General features: G+C 68.9%; 18 protein-coding genes. 3 read left to right on the plus strand and 15 right to left on the minus strand.

Annotated elements, in window-relative coordinates:
• Position 1: 1 nt before the first annotated feature.
• Genes rlmH through leuS form a run of 7 tightly spaced genes read right to left on the minus strand, consistent with a single transcriptional unit; the run spans position 2 to position 7,025 of the window.
• Entirely contained in the window at positions 2-472 is a 471-nt protein-coding gene (rlmH, locus tag F572_RS0107985) for a 23S rRNA (pseudouridine(1915)-N(3))-methyltransferase RlmH (RefSeq protein ID WP_017941113.1), read from the minus strand.
• An 18-nt stretch (positions 473-490) separates the two neighbouring features.
• Positions 491-883 carry a ribosome silencing factor gene (gene rsfS, locus F572_RS0107990; RefSeq protein WP_017941112.1) on the minus strand — a complete coding sequence of 131 codons (393 nt, stop codon included), beginning with the start codon at positions 881-883 and terminating at the stop codon, positions 491-493.
• A gap of 8 nt (positions 884-891) precedes the next feature.
• Positions 892-1,542: a nicotinate-nucleotide adenylyltransferase gene (nadD, locus tag F572_RS0107995; RefSeq protein ID WP_017941111.1), complete on the minus strand. Its 651-nt coding sequence runs from the start codon at positions 1,540-1,542 to the stop codon at positions 892-894.
• 9 nt (positions 1,543-1,551) lie between these two features.
• The gene (locus F572_RS0108000; RefSeq protein WP_017941110.1) at positions 1,552-2,856 is read right to left on the minus strand and encodes a glutamate-5-semialdehyde dehydrogenase; all 1,305 of its coding nucleotides are present in this window, start codon (positions 2,854-2,856) and stop codon (positions 1,552-1,554) included.
• A gap of 4 nt (positions 2,857-2,860) precedes the next feature.
• Positions 2,861-3,898 carry a DNA polymerase III subunit delta gene (holA, locus tag F572_RS0108005; RefSeq protein WP_017941109.1) on the minus strand — a complete coding sequence of 346 codons (1,038 nt, stop codon included), beginning with the start codon at positions 3,896-3,898 and terminating at the stop codon, positions 2,861-2,863.
• Positions 3,898-4,437 (minus strand): LPS assembly lipoprotein LptE, encoded by a 540-nt coding sequence (gene lptE / locus F572_RS0108010; protein ID WP_017941108.1) that lies wholly within the window; start codon positions 4,435-4,437, stop codon positions 3,898-3,900. The genes holA and lptE overlap by 1 nt, the downstream gene beginning before the upstream one ends.
• A complete protein-coding gene (leuS, locus tag F572_RS0108015) occupies positions 4,434-7,025 on the minus strand; it encodes a leucine--tRNA ligase (protein ID WP_017941107.1) in 2,592 nt (863 codons plus the stop codon). The genes lptE and leuS overlap by 4 nt, the downstream gene beginning before the upstream one ends.
• 251 nt (positions 7,026-7,276) lie before the next feature.
• Here leuS and F572_RS0108025 point away from each other — a divergent pair, with 251 nt between their 5' ends.
• Positions 7,277-8,128, plus strand: a complete 852-nt coding sequence (locus tag F572_RS0108025) for a DUF2189 domain-containing protein (RefSeq protein WP_017941106.1) — start codon at positions 7,277-7,279, stop codon at positions 8,126-8,128.
• 129 nt (positions 8,129-8,257) lie between these two features.
• Positions 8,258-8,809 carry a zinc ribbon-containing protein gene (locus F572_RS0108030; protein ID WP_017941105.1) on the plus strand — a complete coding sequence of 184 codons (552 nt, stop codon included), beginning with the start codon at positions 8,258-8,260 and terminating at the stop codon, positions 8,807-8,809.
• 16 nt (positions 8,810-8,825) lie between these two features.
• On the opposite strand, the gene lnt is transcribed toward F572_RS0108030, so the two are convergent.
• From lnt to F572_RS0108065, 7 genes are all read right to left on the minus strand, one after another.
• Positions 8,826-10,319, minus strand: a complete 1,494-nt coding sequence (gene lnt / locus F572_RS0108035; RefSeq protein WP_017941104.1) for an apolipoprotein N-acyltransferase — start codon at positions 10,317-10,319, stop codon at positions 8,826-8,828.
• Positions 10,320-10,324: 5 nt separating this feature from the next.
• Complete coding sequence (locus tag F572_RS0108040) at positions 10,325-11,251, minus strand: HlyC/CorC family transporter (RefSeq protein ID WP_017941103.1); 927 nt, start codon at positions 11,249-11,251, stop codon at positions 10,325-10,327.
• A complete protein-coding gene (gene ybeY / locus F572_RS0108045; protein ID WP_026142921.1) occupies positions 11,244-11,756 on the minus strand; it encodes an rRNA maturation RNase YbeY in 513 nt (170 codons plus the stop codon). The genes F572_RS0108040 and ybeY overlap by 8 nt, the downstream gene beginning before the upstream one ends.
• A complete protein-coding gene (locus tag F572_RS0108050; protein ID WP_017941101.1) occupies positions 11,746-12,786 on the minus strand; it encodes a PhoH family protein in 1,041 nt (346 codons plus the stop codon). Before F572_RS0108050 ends, ybeY begins: the two co-directional genes overlap by 11 nt.
• 5 nt (positions 12,787-12,791) lie before the next feature.
• Entirely contained in the window at positions 12,792-14,144 is a 1,353-nt protein-coding gene (gene miaB, locus F572_RS0108055; RefSeq protein WP_017941100.1) for a tRNA (N6-isopentenyl adenosine(37)-C2)-methylthiotransferase MiaB, read from the minus strand.
• Between the two features lie 44 nt (positions 14,145-14,188).
• On the minus strand, positions 14,189-14,668 hold the full coding sequence (gene ssb, locus F572_RS0108060) for a single-stranded DNA-binding protein (RefSeq protein WP_017941099.1): 480 nt from the start codon (positions 14,666-14,668) through the stop codon (positions 14,189-14,191).
• Between the two features lie 110 nt (positions 14,669-14,778).
• On the minus strand, positions 14,779-16,149 hold the full coding sequence (locus tag F572_RS0108065) for an MFS transporter (RefSeq protein WP_017941098.1): 1,371 nt from the start codon (positions 16,147-16,149) through the stop codon (positions 14,779-14,781).
• Positions 16,150-16,323: 174 nt separating this feature from the next.
• Between F572_RS0108065 and uvrA the strand changes: the two genes are divergently transcribed.
• Positions 16,324-19,173 carry an excinuclease ABC subunit UvrA gene (uvrA, locus tag F572_RS0108070; RefSeq protein WP_017941097.1) on the plus strand — a complete coding sequence of 950 codons (2,850 nt, stop codon included), beginning with the start codon at positions 16,324-16,326 and terminating at the stop codon, positions 19,171-19,173.
• Positions 19,174-19,281: 108 nt separating this feature from the next.
• On the opposite strand, the gene rplQ is transcribed toward uvrA, so the two are convergent.
• Positions 19,282-19,671, minus strand: coding sequence for a 50S ribosomal protein L17 (rplQ, locus tag F572_RS0108075; protein ID WP_017941096.1), 390 nt, complete (start codon positions 19,669-19,671; stop codon positions 19,282-19,284).
• Positions 19,672-19,703 lie beyond the last annotated feature (32 nt).

Consider the following 19,703-nt stretch of genomic DNA (forward strand, 5'->3'; position numbering starts at 1 on the left):
CTCAGGCGCGGTGATAGGGATGGTTGTTCAGCAGCGACCAGGCGCGGTAGAGCTGCTCGGCGACCAGCACCCGCACCAGCATGTGCGGGAAGGTCAGGGGCGACAGCGACCAGGCCCATTCGGCCCGGGCACGCACCGCGTCATCCAGCCCGGCGGCCCCGCCGATCACCAGCGCCACGTCGCGGCCATCGGTCTGCCAGGCTTCCAGACGCTTCGCCAGGCCCTTGGTATCGACACCCTTGCCGCGCTCGTCGAGCAGGATCACGCGGGCGTTTTCCGGGACCGCCTTCAGCAGGATCTCGCCCTCGCGGCGCAGCAACGTGGTGGTGTCCATCGACTTCGCACCCGAGGGCCCGGGGAGGGCCTGCAGGTTGAGCTCCAGTTCGCGCGGCAGGCGCCCGGCGTATTCGGCGAAACCCTCCGCCACCCAGTCCGGCATGCGCTTGCCGATGGCGATCAGGTCCAGGCGCATCGGACGGCTCCGGCGGGCTCAGCCGCGCAGGCGGCGGACGCGCTCCAGGCTGGGGTCCTCGGGCGCGGCCTTTTCGGTGTCGGCCGCTTCCTCCGCCAGCCAGAGCTTTTCCAGGTTGTAGAAGTCGCGGGTCTCCGGAAGCATCACGTGGACGATCACGTCGTTCAGGTCGACCAGCACCCATTCCTGGCCTTCCTGCCCTTCGATCCCGAGCGGCTGGACGCCGGCCTGTTTGGCCTCGGCGGCCACGAGCTCGGCGGTGGACTGCACGTGACGCCCGGAGGTCCCGGAGGCAATCACCATGAAGTCGGCCAGTGTGGTCTTGCCGCGCACATCGATCGTACGGATGTTCTGTGCCTTGCGGTCTTCCAGAGCGGTGGTCACCAGCTCCAGGAGTTGTTCGCTGTTCATTGTGTCGCTCATGTCCCGTGATTGCGGTTCGACCCGGCCCGGTACAGGCCGTGGTCCTGAATGTAACGATTGACGGCGCCGGGTAGCAGGAAGCGCGGGCTGCGCCCGGCCTGCAGTTCGTCCCGGATCGCGGTGGCGGAGATATCGAGCTGGGTGACCGGCTGGAAATAGACCAGCCCCCCCGGCGCCTTGCGCAGCGCCGACGGATCGTAGGTCGCGGCGTTCCCCAGCCAGCCACCCAGGTCATGCGAGGCCGGACTGCCGGGCCGGTGCGAGACCACGATATGCGCAAGTTCAAGGATCTGCCGCCAGCGGTTCCACGACGGCAGCCCGGCGAAGGCGTCCATCCCCATGATCAGCACCAGCGGTGCCTCCGGCCCCAGCTCCTCGCGAAAGCTGAGCAGGGTATCCACGGTGTAGGAAGGCCCTTCGCGATCCAGCTCGCGGCGATCGGCAACGAAGCCGGGGACATCCGCGATGGCGCTCTCCACCATGGCCAGGCGGTCATCGCTGCCGGTGCCCGGACTCGCCCGGTGCGGAGGCACGTGGCAGGGGATGAAGTGTACCCGTTCCAGGCCCAGGTGCTGCTGGATCTCCAGCGCCGGGCGCAGGTGGCCGAAGTGGATCGGATCGAAGGTGCCGCCGAGGATCCCGATCACGCGCTAATCTCAGCCACGTACATGGCCGTCGCCGAACACCACGTACTTGAGGGTGGTCAGCCCGTTGAGGCCGACCGGCCCGCGGGCATGCAGCTTGTCGGTGGAGATGCCGATCTCCGCGCCCAGACCGTATTCGAAGCCATCGGCGAAACGGGTGGAGGCGTTCACCATCACCGAGCTGGAGTCCACCGCGCGCAGGAAGCGCCGGGCCCGGGTGTAGTCCTCGGTCACGATGCTGTCGGTATGGTGCGAACCATAGGTATTGATGTGGTCCATCGCCATGTCGAGGTCGTCAACCACGCGGATCGCGAGGATCGGTCCCAGGTATTCGGCCACCCAGTCGTCCTCGGTGGCCTCGGCGATGTCCGTCCCGCTGCCGGCGAGGATGGCGCGGGTGCGCGCACAGCCACGCAGGCTCACCTGGTGTTCCCCCAGGGCCGCCGCCAATCGCGGCAGGAAGACCTCGGCCTGGTCCGCGTGCACCAGCAGCGTCTCCATGGTGTTGCAGGTGCCGTAGCGCTGGGTCTTGGCGTTCACCGCCACGGCCAGCGCCTTGTCGAGATCGGCCCCGCCATCCACGTACACGTGGCAGACGCCGTCCAGGTGCTTGATCACCGGGATCTGCGACTCGTTGCTGACGCGTTCGATCAGGCCCTTGCCGCCGCGCGGGACGATCACGTCCACGTACTGCGGCATGCGCAGCAGCGCCCCCACCGCCGCGCGATCGGTGGTGGGCACCACCTGCACCGCCTCGCGCGGCAGCCCGGCCTGCTCCAGCCCGGCCTGAATGATCGCGGCCAGCGCCTGATTCGAGTGCAGGGCCTCGGAGCCGCCGCGCAGGATCGCGGCGTTGCCGGACTTCAGGCACAGCGCGGCGGCGTCGATGGTCACGTTCGGGCGCGACTCGTAGATGATGCCGATCACGCCCAGCGGTACGCGCATCTGGCCGACCTGGATGCCGCTCGGCTGATAGGCCATGTCGGAGATCGTGCCGACCGGGTCGGGCAGCCCGGCCACCTGGCGGCAGCCCTCGATCATGGTGTCGATGCGGGCATCGGTCAGCGCCAGACGATCCAGCATCGCGGCGTCCAGGCCGCGCTCGCGTCCGGCCTCCAGGTCGCGACTGTTGGCCTCCGCCAGTTCGGCACGGCGCGCGGCGATGCCCTCGGCGATCGCGTGCAGCGCCGCGTTCTTCGCGCCCGGCTCGGCCTCGGCCATGCGCCGCGAGGCCACGCGCGCGGCACGGCCCAGCGCCTCGACCTGGGCGATCACATCGTCGGCTACGGATTCGGTGGGGTTCACGGCAGCGTTCATGCGGTCAGACTCGTTCCGGGTTCAGGGCGGGTTCGGCCACGGTCAGCGGGCGCCCCGCCATACGGGCCACCAAGTCTAGCAACCCCTGCCGGGCATTGCCGTTTTCCTGACCCTTGATCACGCGATCCACGCGCGCGGCCTCGGCCAGCAAGCTCCGCGCCTGCGTCAGGCTCAACCGCGACATCGCCTGGCGCAGGGCCTTCTGGCCATCGCCGAAGCTGCCCTGGAAGGCCTCCTTGTCGGGCGCGCCGGCGGCCTTGCGCTCCATCGCCTGCACCAGCAGCCGGCATTCGCGCGCCAGCGCCCAGAGGATCAGCGGCTCGGCCTGGCCCTCCTCAAGCAGCCCCTCCAGCATGCGCAGCGCATGGCGGACATCGCCGCGCAGCGCGGTCGGCGCCAGGGCGAACAGCTCGAAGCGCGCCGAATCGGTGGTGGCCTCCGCCATTACGGTCTCGTCGATCTCGGTGACGCCGGCCAGCGCCAGCTTTTCGATTTCCTGGCGCGCGGCCAGCAGGTTGCCCTCCACCCGCGCGACCAGCAGCGCCAGTGCCGGGTCGGTGATACGCAGACCGTTCTTCTGCAGCCGCGCGCGGATCCAGCTGCCCAGCTGGGCCGGCGGCACCGGACGCGCATGGATCACCACCGCGCGGTTTTCCAGGGCCTTGAACCAGGCGGCCCGGCGCATGTCGCGGTCCGGCCTGGGGAGCTGCAACAGCAGCACCAGATCGTCCTGCGGCTCGCCGGCATAGGCCTTCAGGTGGTCGCCGCCGGTCTTGCCCGGCTTGCCGGTGGCCAGGCGCAGATCCAGTACCGCGCGTTCGGCGAACAGCGAGCGGTCGCGGATCGCGGCCTCGAACGGACCCCAGTCGGACTGGGCAGTCAGATCCAGCACCGTGCGCTCGAGAAAACCCTGCTCGCGGGCGGCCGCGCGGATCGCGTCGGCCGCCTCGATCGCCTGCAGCGGCTCCTCCGCCAGCAGCAAGTAGATCGGCGCGAGCCCGCGCGCCAGATCCTGCTCCAGGCGGGCGATATCCAGCGCCATTACGGGGCCGGGTCCTCCACCGCCTCGCGCAGCGTACCGTCCGGCTCGGTCAGCGCCGCAATGCGGCGCTGCAGCTGGCTGACGATGTCACGGTCCATCGCTTCGCGCAGGGTGGCCTCGCGCTCACCGCGGCTGAGCACGGCGGTCCCGTCGAACAGGTAGATGCGCGAGGCGCGCAGCGGCCCCAGGTCCACCGCCTCGCCGTCCACCGGGCGCAGGCGGGCGTTGACCGTGCGGATCAGTTCGTACTCGGAGACCCGGGCAGCCTCGGTCACCGACAGGGTGCGGCGCTGATCGTTGACCGAGCGGATCTCGAGGATCGCACCCTGCCCTTCCGGCCGCTGATTGACGATCTCCACGCCGGAGGCGCCCAGGGTCACGGCCAGTTCGCGGTACAGCGAGTCGCGCGTATTGATGCCGGTGATCTGCACTGGCTGCAGCGCCTCCGGCCACTCGCCACTGCCCCGCAGCTGGAATCCACAGGCAGCCAGCGCGGCCACCAGCACCACTACCAGCCCCGCACGCAGCAGGCCGGTCATTGCGGCTTCACCACGAAGTTGACCAGCCGGCCCGGGACCACGATCACCTTGACCACGTTCTGCCCCTCGATATGGCGCTGAACGTTCTCGTCGTTGCGGGCAACACTCTCGATCGCGTCCTTGTCGGCGCCGGCCGGCACCGCAATCTCGGCGCGGCGCTTGCCGTTCACCTGCACCGCCAGGGTCTCCTGCGCGGCCTGGCGTGCGGCCTCGTCGACCTGTGGCCACGGGGTTGCCGCCACCAGGTCGTCATGTCCCAGGGCCTGCCACAGGGTCTCGGTTACGTGCGGGATGATCGGCGCCAGCATGCGCACGATGCCCTCCAGCACCTCCTGGCGCACCGCAGCGGCCCCGGCCGCGTCCTGCGGAAACTTGCCGAGGTCATTCAGCAGCTCCATGTTCGCCGCCACCGCGGTGTTGAAGGTCTGGCGCCGGCCGATATCGTCGGTGACCTTGGCGATGGTGTCGTGCAGCTTGCGCCGCAACTCGCGCCCGGCATCGTCCAGGGCGTCCACCTCCAGCGTCCCCGGCACCGCGCCGTTCACGTGCTCGTGGACCGCCCGCCACAGGCGCTTGATGAAGCGATGCGCACCCTCCACGCCGGAGTCGGACCACTCCAGCGACAGGTCCGGGGGAGCGGCGAACATGGTGAACAGCCGCGCGGTATCCGCGCCGAAGCGCTCGATCAGGGCCTGCGGGTCCACGCCGTTGTTCTTCGACTTGGACATCTTCTCCATGCCGCCGATGACCACCGGCTGCCCGTCCTCGCAGTGGCGCGCGGCCTTCACCGAGCCGTCCTCGGCGCGCTCCAGCTCGACATCCGCCGGGTTGATCCAGTCCTTCCCGCCGTCACCGCGCTCGCGGTAGAAGGTCGGCGCGATCACCATGCCCTGGGTCAGCAGCCGGGTGAACGGCTCGTCCGAGGCCAGCAGGCCCTCGTCGCGCAGCAGCTTGTGGAAGAAGCGCGCATACAGCAGATGCAGCACCGCGTGCTCGATGCCGCCGACGTACTGGTCCACCGGCAGCCAGTGATCGGCGCGCGCATCGAGCATGGCCATTTCATTGTCGGCGCAGGCGTAGCGGGCGAAGTACCAGCTGGATTCGAAGAAGGTGTCGAAGGTGTCGGTCTCGCGCCGCGCCGGCTTCCCGCATTCCGGACAGGTCGCCTCGAAGAATTCGGGCATGCGTGCCAGCGGCGAACCGGCCCCGTCCGGGATCACGTCCTCCGGCAGGCGCACCGGCAGGTCCGCCTCCGGCACCGGCACGGCACCGCAGGTGTCGCAGTGGATCACCGGGATCGGGCAACCCCAGTAGCGCTGGCGCGAGATGCCCCAGTCGCGCAGCCGGTAGTTGCGCCGGCGCCGGCCGATCCCGGCCTGCTCCAGGTGCTCGGCGATCGCGGCCTTGGCGGCCTCCGAGTCCTGGCCGTCGAACTCCCCGGAGTTCACCAGCACGCCGGCCTCGGTGAACGCGGCCTGCTGCACGTCGACCTCGGCGCCATCCGCCGGGGCGATCACCTGGCGGATCGGCAGGCCGTATTTCGTCGCGAATTCGTGGTCGCGCTCGTCGTGCGCAGGCACGGCCATCACCGCGCCGGTGCCATACTCCATCAGCACGAAGTTGGCGACCCAGACCGGGACATCCTCGCCGGTCAGCGGGTGGCGCGCGGTGAAGCCCAGCGCGCGGCCCTTCTTGTCCATGGTGGCGAGATCCGCCTCGGCCACCCCGCCCTGCGCGCAGTCGGCGACGAACGCGGCCAGCTCGGCATCCTGCTCCGCCAGCGCCTGCACCCGCGGGTGTTCCGGGGCCAGGGCCATGTAGGAGACCCCGAACAGGGTATCCGGGCGCGTGGTGTAGACAGTCAGCGGCTCGCCGCCATCCACCGCGAATTCCAGCTCCACGCCCTCGGAACGCCCGATCCAGTTGCGCTGCATGGTGCGCACCTGATCCGGCCACCCGTCCAGCCCGTCCAGGGCCTCCAGCAGCTCGTCGGCGTAGTCGGTGATGCGCAGGAACCACTGCGGCATCTCGCGGCGCTCGACGACCGCGCCGGAGCGCCAGCCGCGGCCCTCGATCACCTGTTCGTTGGCGAGCACGGTCTGGTCCACCGGGTCCCAGTTCACGGTGGCCTTCTTGCGATAGACCAGGCCCTTCTTCAGCAGGCGCACGAACAGCCACTGTTCCCAGCGGTAGTAGTCGGCATCGCAGGTGGCGAACTCGCGCGACCAGTCGTAGGCAAAGCCCAGGCGCTTGAGCTGGGTGCGCATCTGCTCGATGTTCTGGCGCGTCCAGGCGGCCGGCGGCACGTGATTCTGCATCGCCGCGTTCTCGGCCGGCAGGCCGAAGGCGTCCCAGCCCATCGGCTGCAGCACGCTTTTGCCCTGCATGCGCTGAAAGCGCGCGATCACGTCACCGATGGTGTAGTTGCGCACATGGCCCATGTGCAGCTTGCCCGAGGGGTAGGGGAACATGGACAGGCAGTAGAACGGCTCGCCGGCAGCATCCTCGTGCGCCCGGAAGCAGTCGGCCTCCTCCCACTGGCGCTGCACCTGCGCCTCGATCGCCTCGGGGGAATAGTGCTCCTGCATGCGCCTCACCTGTCCTGTCGTCGCCGGAAACAAAGAACTGCGCAGAATACCAGCGCCCCCCACCCCCTCCAAGGGAAACACCCCCACAGGCTTGCTTGCACTGCCCACCATCCTGCGCCGGACGGGCGCCCGGGCCGCCGTTGGCCGTGTGAGCTGGATCACAACCCGTCAGGAACAGAGCCCCTTTCCAGACTGCCTCACAAAGTGCATCGACTGGAAACACTGAACTCGAGTTTCCAAGGAGGCTGGATATGCACGAAAAGGACGAGATCCCCGTTGTGCAGCGGGCCTACCCCGAGGACCTTGGCGAGACGCACCCCGAACACACCCCGGAGACCGAGTCTCCGACCATCCGCGAGGTCACGCCCGAGGACCTTGGCACCTGGCTCGGCAAGGGCTGGCGGGACCTCTGGCAGGTGCCTGTGGCACTGGTACATGGCCTGGTCATTGCCCTGGTCGGCCTGGTCCTGATCGGTCTTTCGTGGAATCAGCCGTGGATGGCGTTTTCCTTCCTGGCCGGCATCCTGCTGCTCGGGCCCGTGCTGGCCGTGGGCGTGAACTACCTCGCCCTGCAAAGGGAACGCGGTGAACCGGGTGGCGCCGGTCTCGGCTGGCTGGGCACCCTGGGCGGTTCGGTCTGGGGCTTCGCGGCCCTGCTGGCCTTGCTGTTCGTGATCTGGGCCAGCTTCGTGTGGATGTGGATCGCGGTGCTCAACATCGGCGAGCTCGCGGTGATGGGGCAGCTGCACCACCTGGTGGGCGCAATGCTCGGCAGCGGCGCCGGCATCGTCTCGCTGGTCGGGGTCATGGTGGCCGCCATCGTCTTCGGGCTGGTGGTGTTCACCCTGAGCCTCGCAACGATCCCGGCCCTGCTGGACCACCGGGTGCGCGAGGAGGCCACGCAGAAGAGTCTGATCGAGTCCATCGGCGTCAGCCTGAAGGCGTTCAATCACAACCGGGGCACCCTGATCCTCTGGGGACTGATCATCACGGCGCTGTTCATGGTCTCGGTCGCGACGGCCCTGCTGGCCCTGATCGTGATCTTCCCGTGGCTGGGCTTCGCCATGTGGCACGGCTACCGGGATCTGGTCGCGACGACCTGACCCGGTCCGGGCGCGAGCCCCGTCCACCCGCCCCATGCCACGTACCCGAGGCAACGCTGCTCCGGGTGCGTGCGCTCGTGCTACCGTTGATCACAACCGACCGGAACTGCGACCCAAAAGGAGAGGCCGATGAGCGAGGAACAGAAGGACCAGGTCCATGATCAGGAGCGCGAATCGCGCCTGAGCGACGCCTATCACCGCATGCTGCACGAGGTCACCGAGGACCTCGAGAAGCTGGAGGACAAGACCAGCAAGGCCATCACCGAGGCCCTGGAAAACGCCCGGGACCGCGTGCAGAAGGCCAGCGACCTGACCCGCGAGGAGGCGCACGAGGTGATGGATTACCTGCGCCGGGACCTGCAGGACCTGGGTGCCTACCTCGACAGCCGCAGTTCCGACTGGCGGGGCTGGCTGCAGATCGACCTCGGCCTGATCGAGGCCAGCATCAAGAGCGCCCTGGAGCGCATCGCCGATCGCACCCGGATCGAGATCACCGAACTGACCGCGCGCGCCCAGGTGATGGGCGAGTGGCACACCGGCGAGATCACCGGCCCCGGCGAACTGCTCTGCAAGCAATGCGGCCATCCGGTGCACATGACGAAGGTCGGCCGCATCCCGCCGTGCTCCAACTGCCACAACACCACCTTCCGGCGCGGCCCCGGCGGCACCGAGGCGGAGTAGTCAGCCGACAAGGGCGTCACGTCCGGTCACGCCGGCGCCCCACCGCGGCACCGGCGACGACCAGTACCAGCGCCGCCAGTACCGCCGGCCCCGGCCCCGTGGCGGTCGCCGGCGTCACCCCGTGGCGAGGCTGCAGCCGGCCCGTCACCACCTCGCGGGTGAACAGTCCCGAGCGTTCCAGTATCCGCCCGTCGGCATCGATCAGGGCCGAGATGCCGGTATTCGTGGCGCGGATCATCGGACGCCCGGTCTCCACCGCCCGCACCCGCGCAATCTGCAGATGCTGGGCCGGCGCGAGACTGTCGCCGAACCACGCATCGTTGGAGACATTGACCAGGAACCCGGCCTCCGGTAGCGCCGCGCGGATGTGGCGCGAATACGCCGCCTCGTAGCAGATGCTGACGCCGGCGGTCTGCCCGGCCACCCGCATACGCCCGTCACCGGTGCCGGGGGAGAGGTCGGACATCGGGATCGCGAGCAGCCGGTCCAGCCAGTCGAGCTGGCCACGCAGCGGAATGTACTCGCCAAACGGCACCAGCTGGCGCTTGTTGTATCCGGCGCCCGTGGTCACGTTGACCACCGAGTTGTAGACGTGGCGCCCGGCCGAGGCGTGGTCGAAGACCCCGACCAGCAGCTCGGCCTCGTCCTCCGCCAGCGACTGCGCAAGCTGCCCGAGTGGGCGTTGGACCTCGACATAGAACGCCGGGATCGCGGTCTCCGGCCAGACCACCAGGTCCACGTCCCCCGCCTCGCGCGTCAGTTCCTCGTAGACCCCGAGCGAATACTCGATGCCGTCGGCATCCCACTTGCGCGCCTGGTCGATATTGCCCTGCACCATGGCCACCGAGATCGCCTCGCCCCCCGGCTCCACCCAGCGGACAGCCCCCAGCGCCAGCGACACCAGCACCAGCGCCGCGGCCAGACCCGCCCCGAGCCCGCGCTGCCCGGTGCGGAATACGCTGACCAGCGCGACCGCCAGCAGCGCGACCACCAGCCCCGCGCCCAGTTCGCCGGCCAGCGGCAGCCAGGGCTGCAGCGGCGTGTCCAGCACCGCGTGCCCGAACAGCAGCCAGGGAAAGCCGGAGAACAGCCAGGAACGCGCCAGCTCCATCAGCACCAGGCCGCCGGCCAGCGCCAGCATGCCGGCCGGGCGCTCCAGCGGCAGGAAGCGCGCCGCCAGCGCGGCCAGCAGTGCCGGATAGACCGCCATGGCCAGCACGAACAACACGGTAATCAGCGAGGCGACCACCAGCGGGGCCTGGCCGAATACCAGCAGGCTGTTGAAGATCCAGGTCACCCCGGTCCCGAAGAACCCGAGACCAAAGGCATAGCCGATCCAGGCGGCCCGGCGCGAGGTAGCCCCGGGCAGCAGGGCAAACCAGGCGGCCAGGGCCAGGGGGGCCGCCAGGAACCAGCCGACCGGGGCAAAGGCCAGAGTCGCACCCGCTCCGGCCACCAGGGCCGCAAGCCCCGAGGCCCAGGGCGGCAGTTGGGCGACGCGCAAGCGCATGGCGCTCAGGGGGTACGAGGGTCGTCCGGGGCCGGCCCGTCGAATGGCTGCGCCTCGGTCCCGGTGGCCACCGGGGCGTCCGGTTCCGGCAGGCGCATCTCGAGCAGGTGCAGGCGGCGGTTGTCCGCGCGCAGCACGCGAAACTGCATGCCGTCCACGACAATCTGCTCGCCGCGGCGCGGGACATACCCGAAGTGCGACAGCACCAGCCCGCCGATGGTGTCGAAGTCATCCTCGCTGTAGGCGGTCTGGAAGTAGGCGTTGAACTCCTCCATGGGGGTCAGCGCCTTGATGGTGTAGCGTCCGCCGGGATGCTGCATGATCTGGGTCAGGTAGTCCTCGACGTCGTGCTCGTCCTCGATCTCGCCGACGATCTGTTCCAGCACGTCCTCGATGGTCACCAGGCCCGCCACGCCGCCGTACTCGTCGACCACGATCGCCATGTGGTTGCGGCTCAGGCGAAATTCCTTCAGCAGCACGTTCAGGCGCTTGCTCTCGGGCACGAACACCGCCGGGCGCAGGATCTCCTGCATATCGAAGGCGGCATCGTCCGTCTCGCCGAAGAAGCGCAGCAGGTCCTTGGCCAGGAGCACGCCGACGACCTCGTCGCGGTGATCCCCCACCACCGGCAGGCGGGAGTGTGCGGAGGCGACCACGTCGGGGAGGAACTCGGAGAGCCCGGCATCCCGGCGCACCACTTCCATCTGCGCGCGCGGGATCATGATGTCGCGCACCTGCATGTCGGCGACGTTAAGCACGCCTTCCAGCATGGTCAGCGCCTCGGGATCGACCAGCTCGCGGGCGTGCGCGCCGCGCAGGGTCTCGATCAGCTCGCGGCGGGTCGCCGGCTCGCGGCGCGGGCGCAGGGCCTCGCCGGCGCGGGCCAGCCAGCGCCGCCAGATCGGTTGCTCGTCGGGTTCGGGTTCAGGCATCGGGGGCGTTTCCGGCTGGGTGCGGCGTCTGGGCGCGGGCCGGATGCTCGGCGTAGGGGTCGGAATAGCCTAACCCGGCCAGGATCGAGGACTCAATTGCCTCCATCCGCGCGGCCTCGTCCGGCGTCTGGTGATCCATGCCCTGCAGGTGCAGCATCCCGTGTACCACCATGTGGTGATAGTGGGCGGCCAGGCTCTTGCCCTGCTCCGCCGCCTCGCGCGCCAGCACCGGCGCGCACAGGATCACGTCGCCGAGATAGGCGTTCGCCTCGGGCGGCAGACCGGCCGGCAGTTCCGGCGCGGGGAAGGACAGCACGTTGGTCGCGTAGTCGCGGTCGCGAAAGGCGTGATTCAGCGAGCGCCCCTCGTCGGCATCCACCAGGCGCAGGGTCACCGCGGCCTCGCCCGCCCCGCGCCAGGCCGCGCGGGCCGAACGGTGCAGGGTGGTGGCGGCCGGCAGGCCGACGCGCGGCACGGCGTACTGCACCGCGACCTCAAGCGCCATCAGCGTCCTGCCCGTCCACAGCGGCACCGCCAGCACCGGGCTCCGGCGCCGCATCCGGTTTTCCGGAGGCGCTGTCGTGGGCGTCGTAGGCCTCCACGATGCGCTGCACCAGCGGATGGCGCACCACGTCACCCGCCTGGAAGCGGGTGATATGTACGCCCTCCACGTCGTTCAGAATCTGCATCGCGTGCTTGAGCCCCGAGCGCTGGCCACGCGGCAGGTCGACCTGGGTGATGTCGCCGTTGACCACGGCAGTGGAACCGAAGCCGATCCGGGTCAGGAACATCTTCATCTGTTCGACAGTGGTGTTCTGCGCCTCGTCGAGGATGATGAAGGCCTCGTTCAGGGTACGCCCGCGCATGTAGGCCAGCGGGGCGACCTCGATCACCTGGCGTTCCATCAGGCGGGCGGTCTGGTCGAAGCCCATCAACTCGTACAGGGCGTCGTACATCGGCCGCAGATAGGGGTCGATCTTCTGCGCCAGGTCGCCGGGCAGAAAGCCCAGGCGCTCGCCGGCCTCCACCGCCGGGCGCACCAGGACCAGGCGCTGCACCCGGTCCTGTTCCAGCGCGGCGACGGCCGCCGCCACTGCGAGGAAGGTCTTGCCGGTGCCGGCCGGGCCGATGCCGAAACTGAGGTCATGCTGCGCAATCGCCGCCAGGTACTTCGCCTGTCGCGGGCCGCGGCCGCGGATGACCGCCCGCTTGAGCCGCAGCGACGGATCACCGCCATTTCCGCCATTGCCTTCGGGCTCCGCCAGCCCCTCGACATGGGCGGTCTGTAGCGCGGTATGCACCTGCTCCAGGCTGACCGGTTCCTCCTGGGCCATGCGGTGCAGATCATGGATCAGCGCCCCGGCCGCCTGCACCGCGGTCTTCGGACCGGTCAGATTGAAGCGCGGACCGCGATTGTGCACCGCCACGCCCAGGCGCGACTCGATCAGGCGCAGGTGCGCATCCAGCGGCCCGGAGATCCGCGCGAGCGTCTCCTGGTCACCGGGTTCCAGCGTGAAATCCAGACGATTGGCCATTCAGGTCAGGCGCCGACGGCGGCGGGCATCGCCCGCTCCACCGTACGCCCGCGCAGGGAGTGCGCCAGGGCCTCGGTGATCTCGACCGGGATCAGCTGCCCGATCAGGCCGGGGTCACCGGCAAAATTGACGATGCGGTTGTTCGCAGTTCGCCCGGCCAGTTCGCCCGGGTTGCGCTTGGCCGGGCCTTCCACCAGCACCGGCTCCACGTTGCCAACCATGGTCTGGTTGCGCGCGCGGCCGTGCTGCTCGATCAGGGCCTGCAGCTCGGCCAGACGGGCCTTCTTGGTCGCCATCGGCACGTCGTCCGGCAGCGATGCGGCCGGGGTACCCGGACGCGCGCTGTAGATGAAGCTGAAGGAGAAATCGAAGTGCAGTTCCTCGATCAGTTTCATGGTCGCCGCATGGTCGGCATCGGTCTCGCCGGGGAAGCCGACGATGAAGTCCGAGGAGAGGTCCAGATCCGGGCGCGCCTCGCGCAGGCGGCGGATCTTGGACTTGTACTCCAGGATCGTGTGGCCGCGCTTCATCTGCGCCAGGATACGATCCGAGCCGCTCTGCACCGGCAGGTGCAGGTGGCTGACCAGCTTCGGTTCGTCGGCGAAGGCCTGGATCAGCGAGTCGGAGAACTCGACCGGGTGCGAGGTGGTGAAGCGGATGCGCTCGATGCCCTCGACGGCCGCCACGTAGTGGATCAGCAACGCCAGGTCGGCGGTGTCGCCATCCTCCATCGGCCCCTGATAGGCGTTCACGTTCTGCCCCAGCAGGTTGATCTCCTTGACCCCCTGCGCGGCGAGCGCGACCACCTCCGCGATCACGTCGTCGAACGGGCGGCTGATCTCGTCGCCACGGGTATAGGGCACCACGCAGAAGCTGCAGTACTTGGAGCAGCCCTCCATCACCGAGACGAACGCCGTCGGTCCCTCGGCCTTCGGCTCCGGCAGGCGGTCGAACTTCTCGATCTCGGGGAAGGAGATATCCACCACCGGCGCACGCTCGCGGCGCACCGACTGGATCATGGCCGGCAGCCGGTGCAGGGTCTGCGGCCCGAACACCAGGTCCACATACGGGGCACGCTCGCGCAGGGCGTCACCCTCCTGACTGGCGACACAACCGCCCACCCCGATGATGACCTCCGGCCGGCGCTCCTTGATCTGCCGCCAGCGGCCCAGCAGCGAGAAGACCTTCTCCTGCGCCTTCTCGCGGATCGAGCAGGTGTTCATCAGCAGGACATCCGCCTGCTCCGGATCGTCGGTGCGCTCGGCCCCGTGCAGCTCGCGCAGCGCGTCGAGCATGCGATCGGAGTCGTACTCGTTCATCTGGCAGCCGTGCGTCTGGATGTAGACCTTGCGGATCATGCTCTCGGTACTTCGCTGGTTGGGGAGTTCAGGGATCGCGGTGGCTAGAACGGGACGTCGTCATCGTCGAAGCCGCCACCGGAGACCGGTGCACTGCTGCGATTGCCGCTCTGCTGGCCGCCACCGCCGTAGGCATTGCCGCCGCCGTAGCCCGGGTCCTGGTCGAACCCGCCACCACCGCCGCCACCGCGGCCGCCGATCAGCTGCATGTCACTGGCGACCACCTCGGTGCTGTAGCGATCATTGCCGGACTGGTCCTGCCACTTGCGGGTCTGGATCTTGCCTTCGATGTAGACCTGCGAGCCCTTGGACAGGTACTGCGCGGCGATATCCGCCAGACGCCCGAACATCACCACCCGGTGCCATTCGGTGTTCTCGCGCTTCTCGCCGGAGTTCTTGTCGGTCCACTGCTCGGACGTCGCCAGACGCAGATTGGTGACCGTGACCCCGTTCGGGGTCTCGCGCTTTTCCGGGTCGGCCCCGAGGTTGCCGAGCAGGATGACTTTGTTGACGCCGCGGGCCATGGGGCCTCCTTCAGTCAGGCATGGAGAGACAGACCCGATAGTGTAGCAGCCCGCCCCCGCCGCGACAGTGCACCGGTCCGCGATGGGGACGCGGGCCGCGTCCACGGAGACTACCGGGGCGGAGGACGCGCCATCCAGGCGGTCAGTTCGGGGGTATCCGGTCCACCGGGCTCCACCTTCAGGTACAGGGAACCGGCATCCGGCGACAACTCGGCCTCGTGCACACCCGGCCAGTCCCCCAGCATGCGCAGCAGCTCGGCCTCGCGACCGGACCAGTGGGCGGGGACCGCCAGCAACCGGTTGGAGCGGTAGTGCGGGTGCATCCCGCGCGCACTCCACCACCAGAAGAGCAGCAGCGGCACCCCGGCAAGAAACACCCCCGCCGGCCCGGCGACGGTCAGCAGGCCACCCCCGAGCACGCCGCCGGCGAAGATGCCGAGGAACTGTGCGGTGGCAAAGCCGCCCATGGCGGTGCCCTTGTGCGCCACCGGCGCCATGCGCGCCACCAGCGACGGCAGCCCGGCCTCCAGCAGGTTGAAGGCGGCGAAGAACAGGATCATCAGTGCCGCCAGCATCCACAACCCGCCACCATCCAGCACCAGCAAGGCCAGCAGGACCTGCACCCCGGCGAGCAAGGCGATCGCGCCACGCAGCACGCTGTGCACGCGCCGGCGGCGCTCGCCATAGATGATTCCCGGCAGCATCAGCACGAAGCCGACCAGCAGGACCGGCACATAGAACTTCCAGTGACTCGCCCCCGGCAGGGCCAGGGTCTCCAGCAGCAGGACCGGGATCACCAGGAAATTCGCGGCCAGCACCAGGTGCAACACGAAGATACCGAGATTCAGGCGCAGCAGGTCGGGAGCCCGCAGGATCCGCGGCAGCGCCGACCATACCGGAACCATGTCCGGATGCACGCGGGTGCGCTCCGGTGCCGGGACCCACAGGAACAGGATCACGATCGCGACCACCCCGAGCAGCGCCGAAAGGGCGAAGATCCCCTCCAGCCCCGCGGAACGATCCACTACCGGCCCTAGCGCCATCGCGGCGGTGAAGGTCAGGCCGATGGTCAGGCCGATCACGGCGAGCGCCCGCATGCGGCGCTCCTCGCCGACAAGGTCCGCTGTCAGGGCGAGGATAACCGCCGCCACCGCACCCGCCCCCTGCAAGGCACGCCCCAGGATGATGCCGTGGATGGTCTCGGCGAGGGCCGCGACCAGGCTGCCGGCCACGAACAGCAGCAGCCCGGCGAGGATCAGCGGCTTGCGTCCCACCCGGTCGGACAGCAGGCCGAACGGGATCTGCAGCACCGCCTGGGTGAGACCGTAGATCCCCAGCGCCAGCCCCATCAGCAACGGAGTCGCGCCGGGGATGCGGTCGGCATGCAGCATGAATACCGGCAGGACCATGAACAGCCCCGCCATGCGCACACCATAGATCGCCGCCAGCCCCGTTGTGGCGCGCAACTCGCGGGGGGTCATGGCGTCCGGAACCGACGCAGAGGCGGGGACGTCTTCATGGCGCGGAGTTTACCGGCAACCCCGGCGCGGAAACCATGGCGCCCGACGCCCGGGTGTTACCATGGACGGTTTGCGGCGCATCGGGGGCCACCCGGCGCGCCGCGCGACGCAAACCAGTGGAGTCGATCCAGCCCCATGGACAGCATCAGCATTCGCGGCGCCCGCACCCATAACCTGAAGAACGTGGACCTCGACCTGCCGCGCGAGCGGCTGATCGTGTTTACCGGCGTCTCCGGCTCGGGCAAGTCGTCACTGGCCTTCGACACCCTGTTCGCGGAGGGCCAGCGCCGCTACGTGGAGAGCCTGTCGACCTACGCCCGGCAGTTCCTGTCGATGATGGAAAAACCCGACGTGGACCAGATCGAGGGCCTGTCCCCCGCGATCTCCATCGAGCAGAAAAGCACCTCGCACAATCCGCGCTCCACCGTCGGCACCATCACCGAGATCTACGACTACCTGCGGCTGCTGTTTGCCCGGGCCGGCGAGCCGCGCTGCCCGGAACACGGCGAGACCCTGGCCGCGCAGACCATCTCGCAGATGGTGGACCAGGTGCTGGAACTGCCCGAGGGCGACAAGGTGATGCTGCTGGCGCCGGTCGTGCGCGGACGCAAGGGCGAGCACCACAAGATGCTGGAGGCGATGCGCTCCCAGGGCTACCTGCGCGCGCGCATTAACGGCGAGATTCACGACCTGGATGCGCTGCCAGCGCTGGATCCCAAGCGCAAGCACAACATCGAGATCGTGATCGACCGCTTCCGCGTGCGCGAGGACCTGCGCCAGCGGCTGGCCGAGTCCTTCGAGACCGCCACGGAACTGGCCGACGGCCTGGCCCTGATCGCCTGGATGGACGAGCCCGAACGCGAGCCGATGATCTTCTCCGCGCGCTTCGCCTGCCCGATCTGCGGCTACGCGCTGCGCGAACTCGAGCCGCGGCTGTTCTCGTTCAACAACCCGGCCGGCGCCTGCCCGACCTGCGACGGCCTCGGCGTGCACCAGTTCTTCGATCCCGAGCGCGTGGTATCGCAGCCGGAGCTGAGCCTGGCGGGCGGGGCCGTGCGCGGCTGGGACCGGCGCAACGCCTGGTACTTCAGCCTGCTGACCAGTCTCGCCCGGCACTACGGTTTTGACGTGGAGACCCCGTGGCAGGAGCTGCCGGCCGAGGTTCGCGCGGTGGTCCTGCACGGCTCGGGCAAGGAGAAGGTCAAGCTTGCGACCCCCGCCGCCAACGGCCGTCTGCGAACCGACGAACGCGTTTTCGAGGGCGTGATCCCGAACCTCGAGCGGCGCTACCGCGAGACCGACTCCTCCGCGGTGCGCGAGGAACTGGGCCGCTACCTGGCGGAACAGCCCTGCCCCGACTGCCATGGCACGCGCCTTAACGCCGCCGCGCGCCACGTGTTCGTCAACGACCTGACACTGCCCGAGGTCACGCACATGAGCGTGGCCAACGCCCAGGCCTTCTTCAGCGACCTCCGCCTGCCCGGTCGCTTTGCCCAGATCGCCGAGAAGATCGTGCGCGAGATCTCCTCGCGCCTCGGCTTCCTCAACGACGTCGGGCTCGACTACCTGACCCTGGACCGCTCGGCCGACACCCTCTCCGGCGGCGAGGCCCAGCGCATCCGCCTGGCCTCGCAGATCGGTTCGGCGCTGGTCGGCGTCATGTACATCCTCGACGAGCCGTCCATTGGCCTGCATCAGCGCGACAACGCGCGGCTCCTGAACACCCTCAGCCACCTGCGCGATCTCGGCAACACGGTGATCGTGGTGGAGCACGACGAGGACGCGATCCGTCAGGCGGATTACGTAGTGGACATCGGGCCCGGCGCGGGGCGCCACGGCGGTCACATCGTGGCCTCCGGCACGCCGGAAGCCGTCGCCAGCAATCCGGACTCGCTTACCGGGGCCTACCTGCGCGGCACCCGCTCGATTGCGGTGCCGGAGCAGCGCACCGAGGCCGACCCCGAGCGCGAGATCCGCGTGATCGGCGCCCGTGGCAACAACCTCAAGGGTGGCGATTTTGCCTTCCCGACCGGCCTGTTCACCTGCGTGACCGGTGTATCCGGCTCCGGCAAGTCGACCCTGGTGAACAACACCCTCTACCCGGCCGTTGCGACCGAGCTGCATGGCGGACGCCATCACATCGAGGACCACGACCGCATCGACGGCCTGGAGCTGATCGACAAGGTCGTCGACATCGACCAGAGCCCGATCGGCCGCACGCCACGATCCAATCCGGCCACCTATACCGGCCTGTTCACGCCCATCCGCGAGCTGTTCGCGGCAACCGCAGAGGCGCGCTCGCGTGGGTACAAGCCCGGCCGGTTCTCGTTCAATGTCCGCGGCGGCCGCTGCGAGGCCTGTCAGGGCGACGGGGTGATCAAGGTGGAGATGCACTTCCTGCCGGACGTGTTTGTCCCCTGTGACGTCTGCAAGGGGCACCGCTACAACCGCGAGACCCTGGAGGTCCGCTACAAGGGCAAGAACATCCACGAGGTCCTGGAGATGACCGTCGAGGAAGCGCTCGATTTCTTCCAGCCCGTCCCGGTCATCCACCGCAAGCTGGAGATGCTGATGGAGGTGGGCCTGTCCTACATCCAGCTGGGCCAGAACGCCACCACCCTTTCCGGGGGCGAGGCCCAGCGCATCAAGCTCGCTCGCGAACTGTCCAAGCGCGACACTGGCCGCACCCTCTACATCCTGGACGAACCCACCACCGGTCTCCACTTCGAGGACATCGCCCAGCTCCTGCGTGTCCTCCACCGCCTGCGCGACCACGGCAACACCATCGTCGTCATCGAGCACAACCTCGACGTGATCAAGACCGCCGACTGGCTGATCGACATCGGCCCGGAAGGCGGAAGCGGCGGTGGCGAACTTCTGGTCGCCGGCACTCCGGAAACCGTGGCGGCCACCCCCCACAGCCATACGGGCCAATTCCTGGCCCCCATGCTCCCCGGCAGCCCCTCGCAGGCCGCCAGCGGCTAGGAATCCCTGCCCACAGGGCGCAGCCGCCCCCAGACGCAGAAAAGCCGGCTATGAGCCGGCTTTTCTGTCGCCCACTGCGGGCATTTCCTTCTCCGGAGGACTTTCGCGTCAGGCGGCCTCGCCGTCGCCCGCCTGGCCTTCCGGACGATCCACCAGCTCGACATAGGCCATCGGGGCATTGTCGCCCGGACGGTTGCCGCACTTGAGGATCCGCAGATAACCACCCGGACGCTGCTGGTAGCGCGGGCCCAGTTCGCTGAACAGCTTGCCCACGATCTCCTTGTCCCGCAGGCGGGCGAACGCGGTGCGACGACCGTGCACGCTGTCTTCCTTGGCCATGGTGATCAGCGGCTCGGCGACCCGGCGCAGTTCCTTCGCCTTGGGCAGCGTGGTCTTGATCAGTTCGTGCCGGAACAGGGCCACGGACAGGGCCTGAAACGTGGCCTTGCGGTGCGAGCTGTTACGGCCCAGCTGACGGCCGGAATGACGATGACGCATGAGAGGCTTCCTCTAGAAAAACGATGGGCGCG

The sequence above is a fragment of the Thioalkalivibrio sp. ALE14 genome, assembly GCF_000376845.1.
In the GTDB taxonomy this organism is placed as follows: Bacteria; Pseudomonadota; Gammaproteobacteria; order Ectothiorhodospirales; family Ectothiorhodospiraceae; genus Thioalkalivibrio.

Excerpts from the sequence above, each read along its gene's own strand:
- F572_RS0108030 (WP_017941105.1), top strand. The coding sequence starts at position 8,258 with ATGAGCGAGGAACAGAAGGACCAGGTCCATGATCAGGAGCGCGAATCG.
- lnt (WP_017941104.1), bottom strand. The coding sequence starts at position 10,319 with ATGCGCTTGCGCGTCGCCCAACTGCCGCCCTGGGCCTCGGGGCTTGCG.
- ybeY (WP_026142921.1), bottom strand. The coding sequence starts at position 11,756 with ATGGCGCTTGAGGTCGCGGTGCAGTACGCCGTGCCGCGCGTCGGCCTG.
- ssb (WP_017941099.1), bottom strand. The coding sequence starts at position 14,668 with ATGGCCCGCGGCGTCAACAAAGTCATCCTGCTCGGCAACCTCGGGGCC.
- F572_RS0108065 (WP_017941098.1), bottom strand. The coding sequence starts at position 16,149 with ATGACCCCCCGCGAGTTGCGCGCCACAACGGGGCTGGCGGCGATCTAT.
- uvrA (WP_017941097.1), top strand. The coding sequence starts at position 16,324 with ATGGACAGCATCAGCATTCGCGGCGCCCGCACCCATAACCTGAAGAAC.
- F572_RS0108025 (WP_017941106.1), top strand. The coding sequence starts at position 7,277 with ATGCACGAAAAGGACGAGATCCCCGTTGTGCAGCGGGCCTACCCCGAG.
- rlmH (WP_017941113.1), bottom strand. The coding sequence starts at position 472 with ATGCGCCTGGACCTGATCGCCATCGGCAAGCGCATGCCGGACTGGGTG.
- leuS (WP_017941107.1), bottom strand. The coding sequence starts at position 7,025 with ATGCAGGAGCACTATTCCCCCGAGGCGATCGAGGCGCAGGTGCAGCGC.
- F572_RS0108050 (WP_017941101.1), bottom strand. The coding sequence starts at position 12,786 with ATGGCCAATCGTCTGGATTTCACGCTGGAACCCGGTGACCAGGAGACG.
- rplQ (WP_017941096.1), bottom strand. The coding sequence starts at position 19,671 with ATGCGTCATCGTCATTCCGGCCGTCAGCTGGGCCGTAACAGCTCGCAC.
- F572_RS0108040 (WP_017941103.1), bottom strand. The coding sequence starts at position 11,251 with ATGCCTGAACCCGAACCCGACGAGCAACCGATCTGGCGGCGCTGGCTG.
- miaB (WP_017941100.1), bottom strand. The coding sequence starts at position 14,144 with ATGATCCGCAAGGTCTACATCCAGACGCACGGCTGCCAGATGAACGAG.
- rsfS (WP_017941112.1), bottom strand. The coding sequence starts at position 883 with ATGAACAGCGAACAACTCCTGGAGCTGGTGACCACCGCTCTGGAAGAC.
- F572_RS0108000 (WP_017941110.1), bottom strand. The coding sequence starts at position 2,856 with ATGAACGCTGCCGTGAACCCCACCGAATCCGTAGCCGACGATGTGATC.
- holA (WP_017941109.1), bottom strand. The coding sequence starts at position 3,898 with ATGGCGCTGGATATCGCCCGCCTGGAGCAGGATCTGGCGCGCGGGCTC.
- lptE (WP_017941108.1), bottom strand. The coding sequence starts at position 4,437 with ATGACCGGCCTGCTGCGTGCGGGGCTGGTAGTGGTGCTGGTGGCCGCG.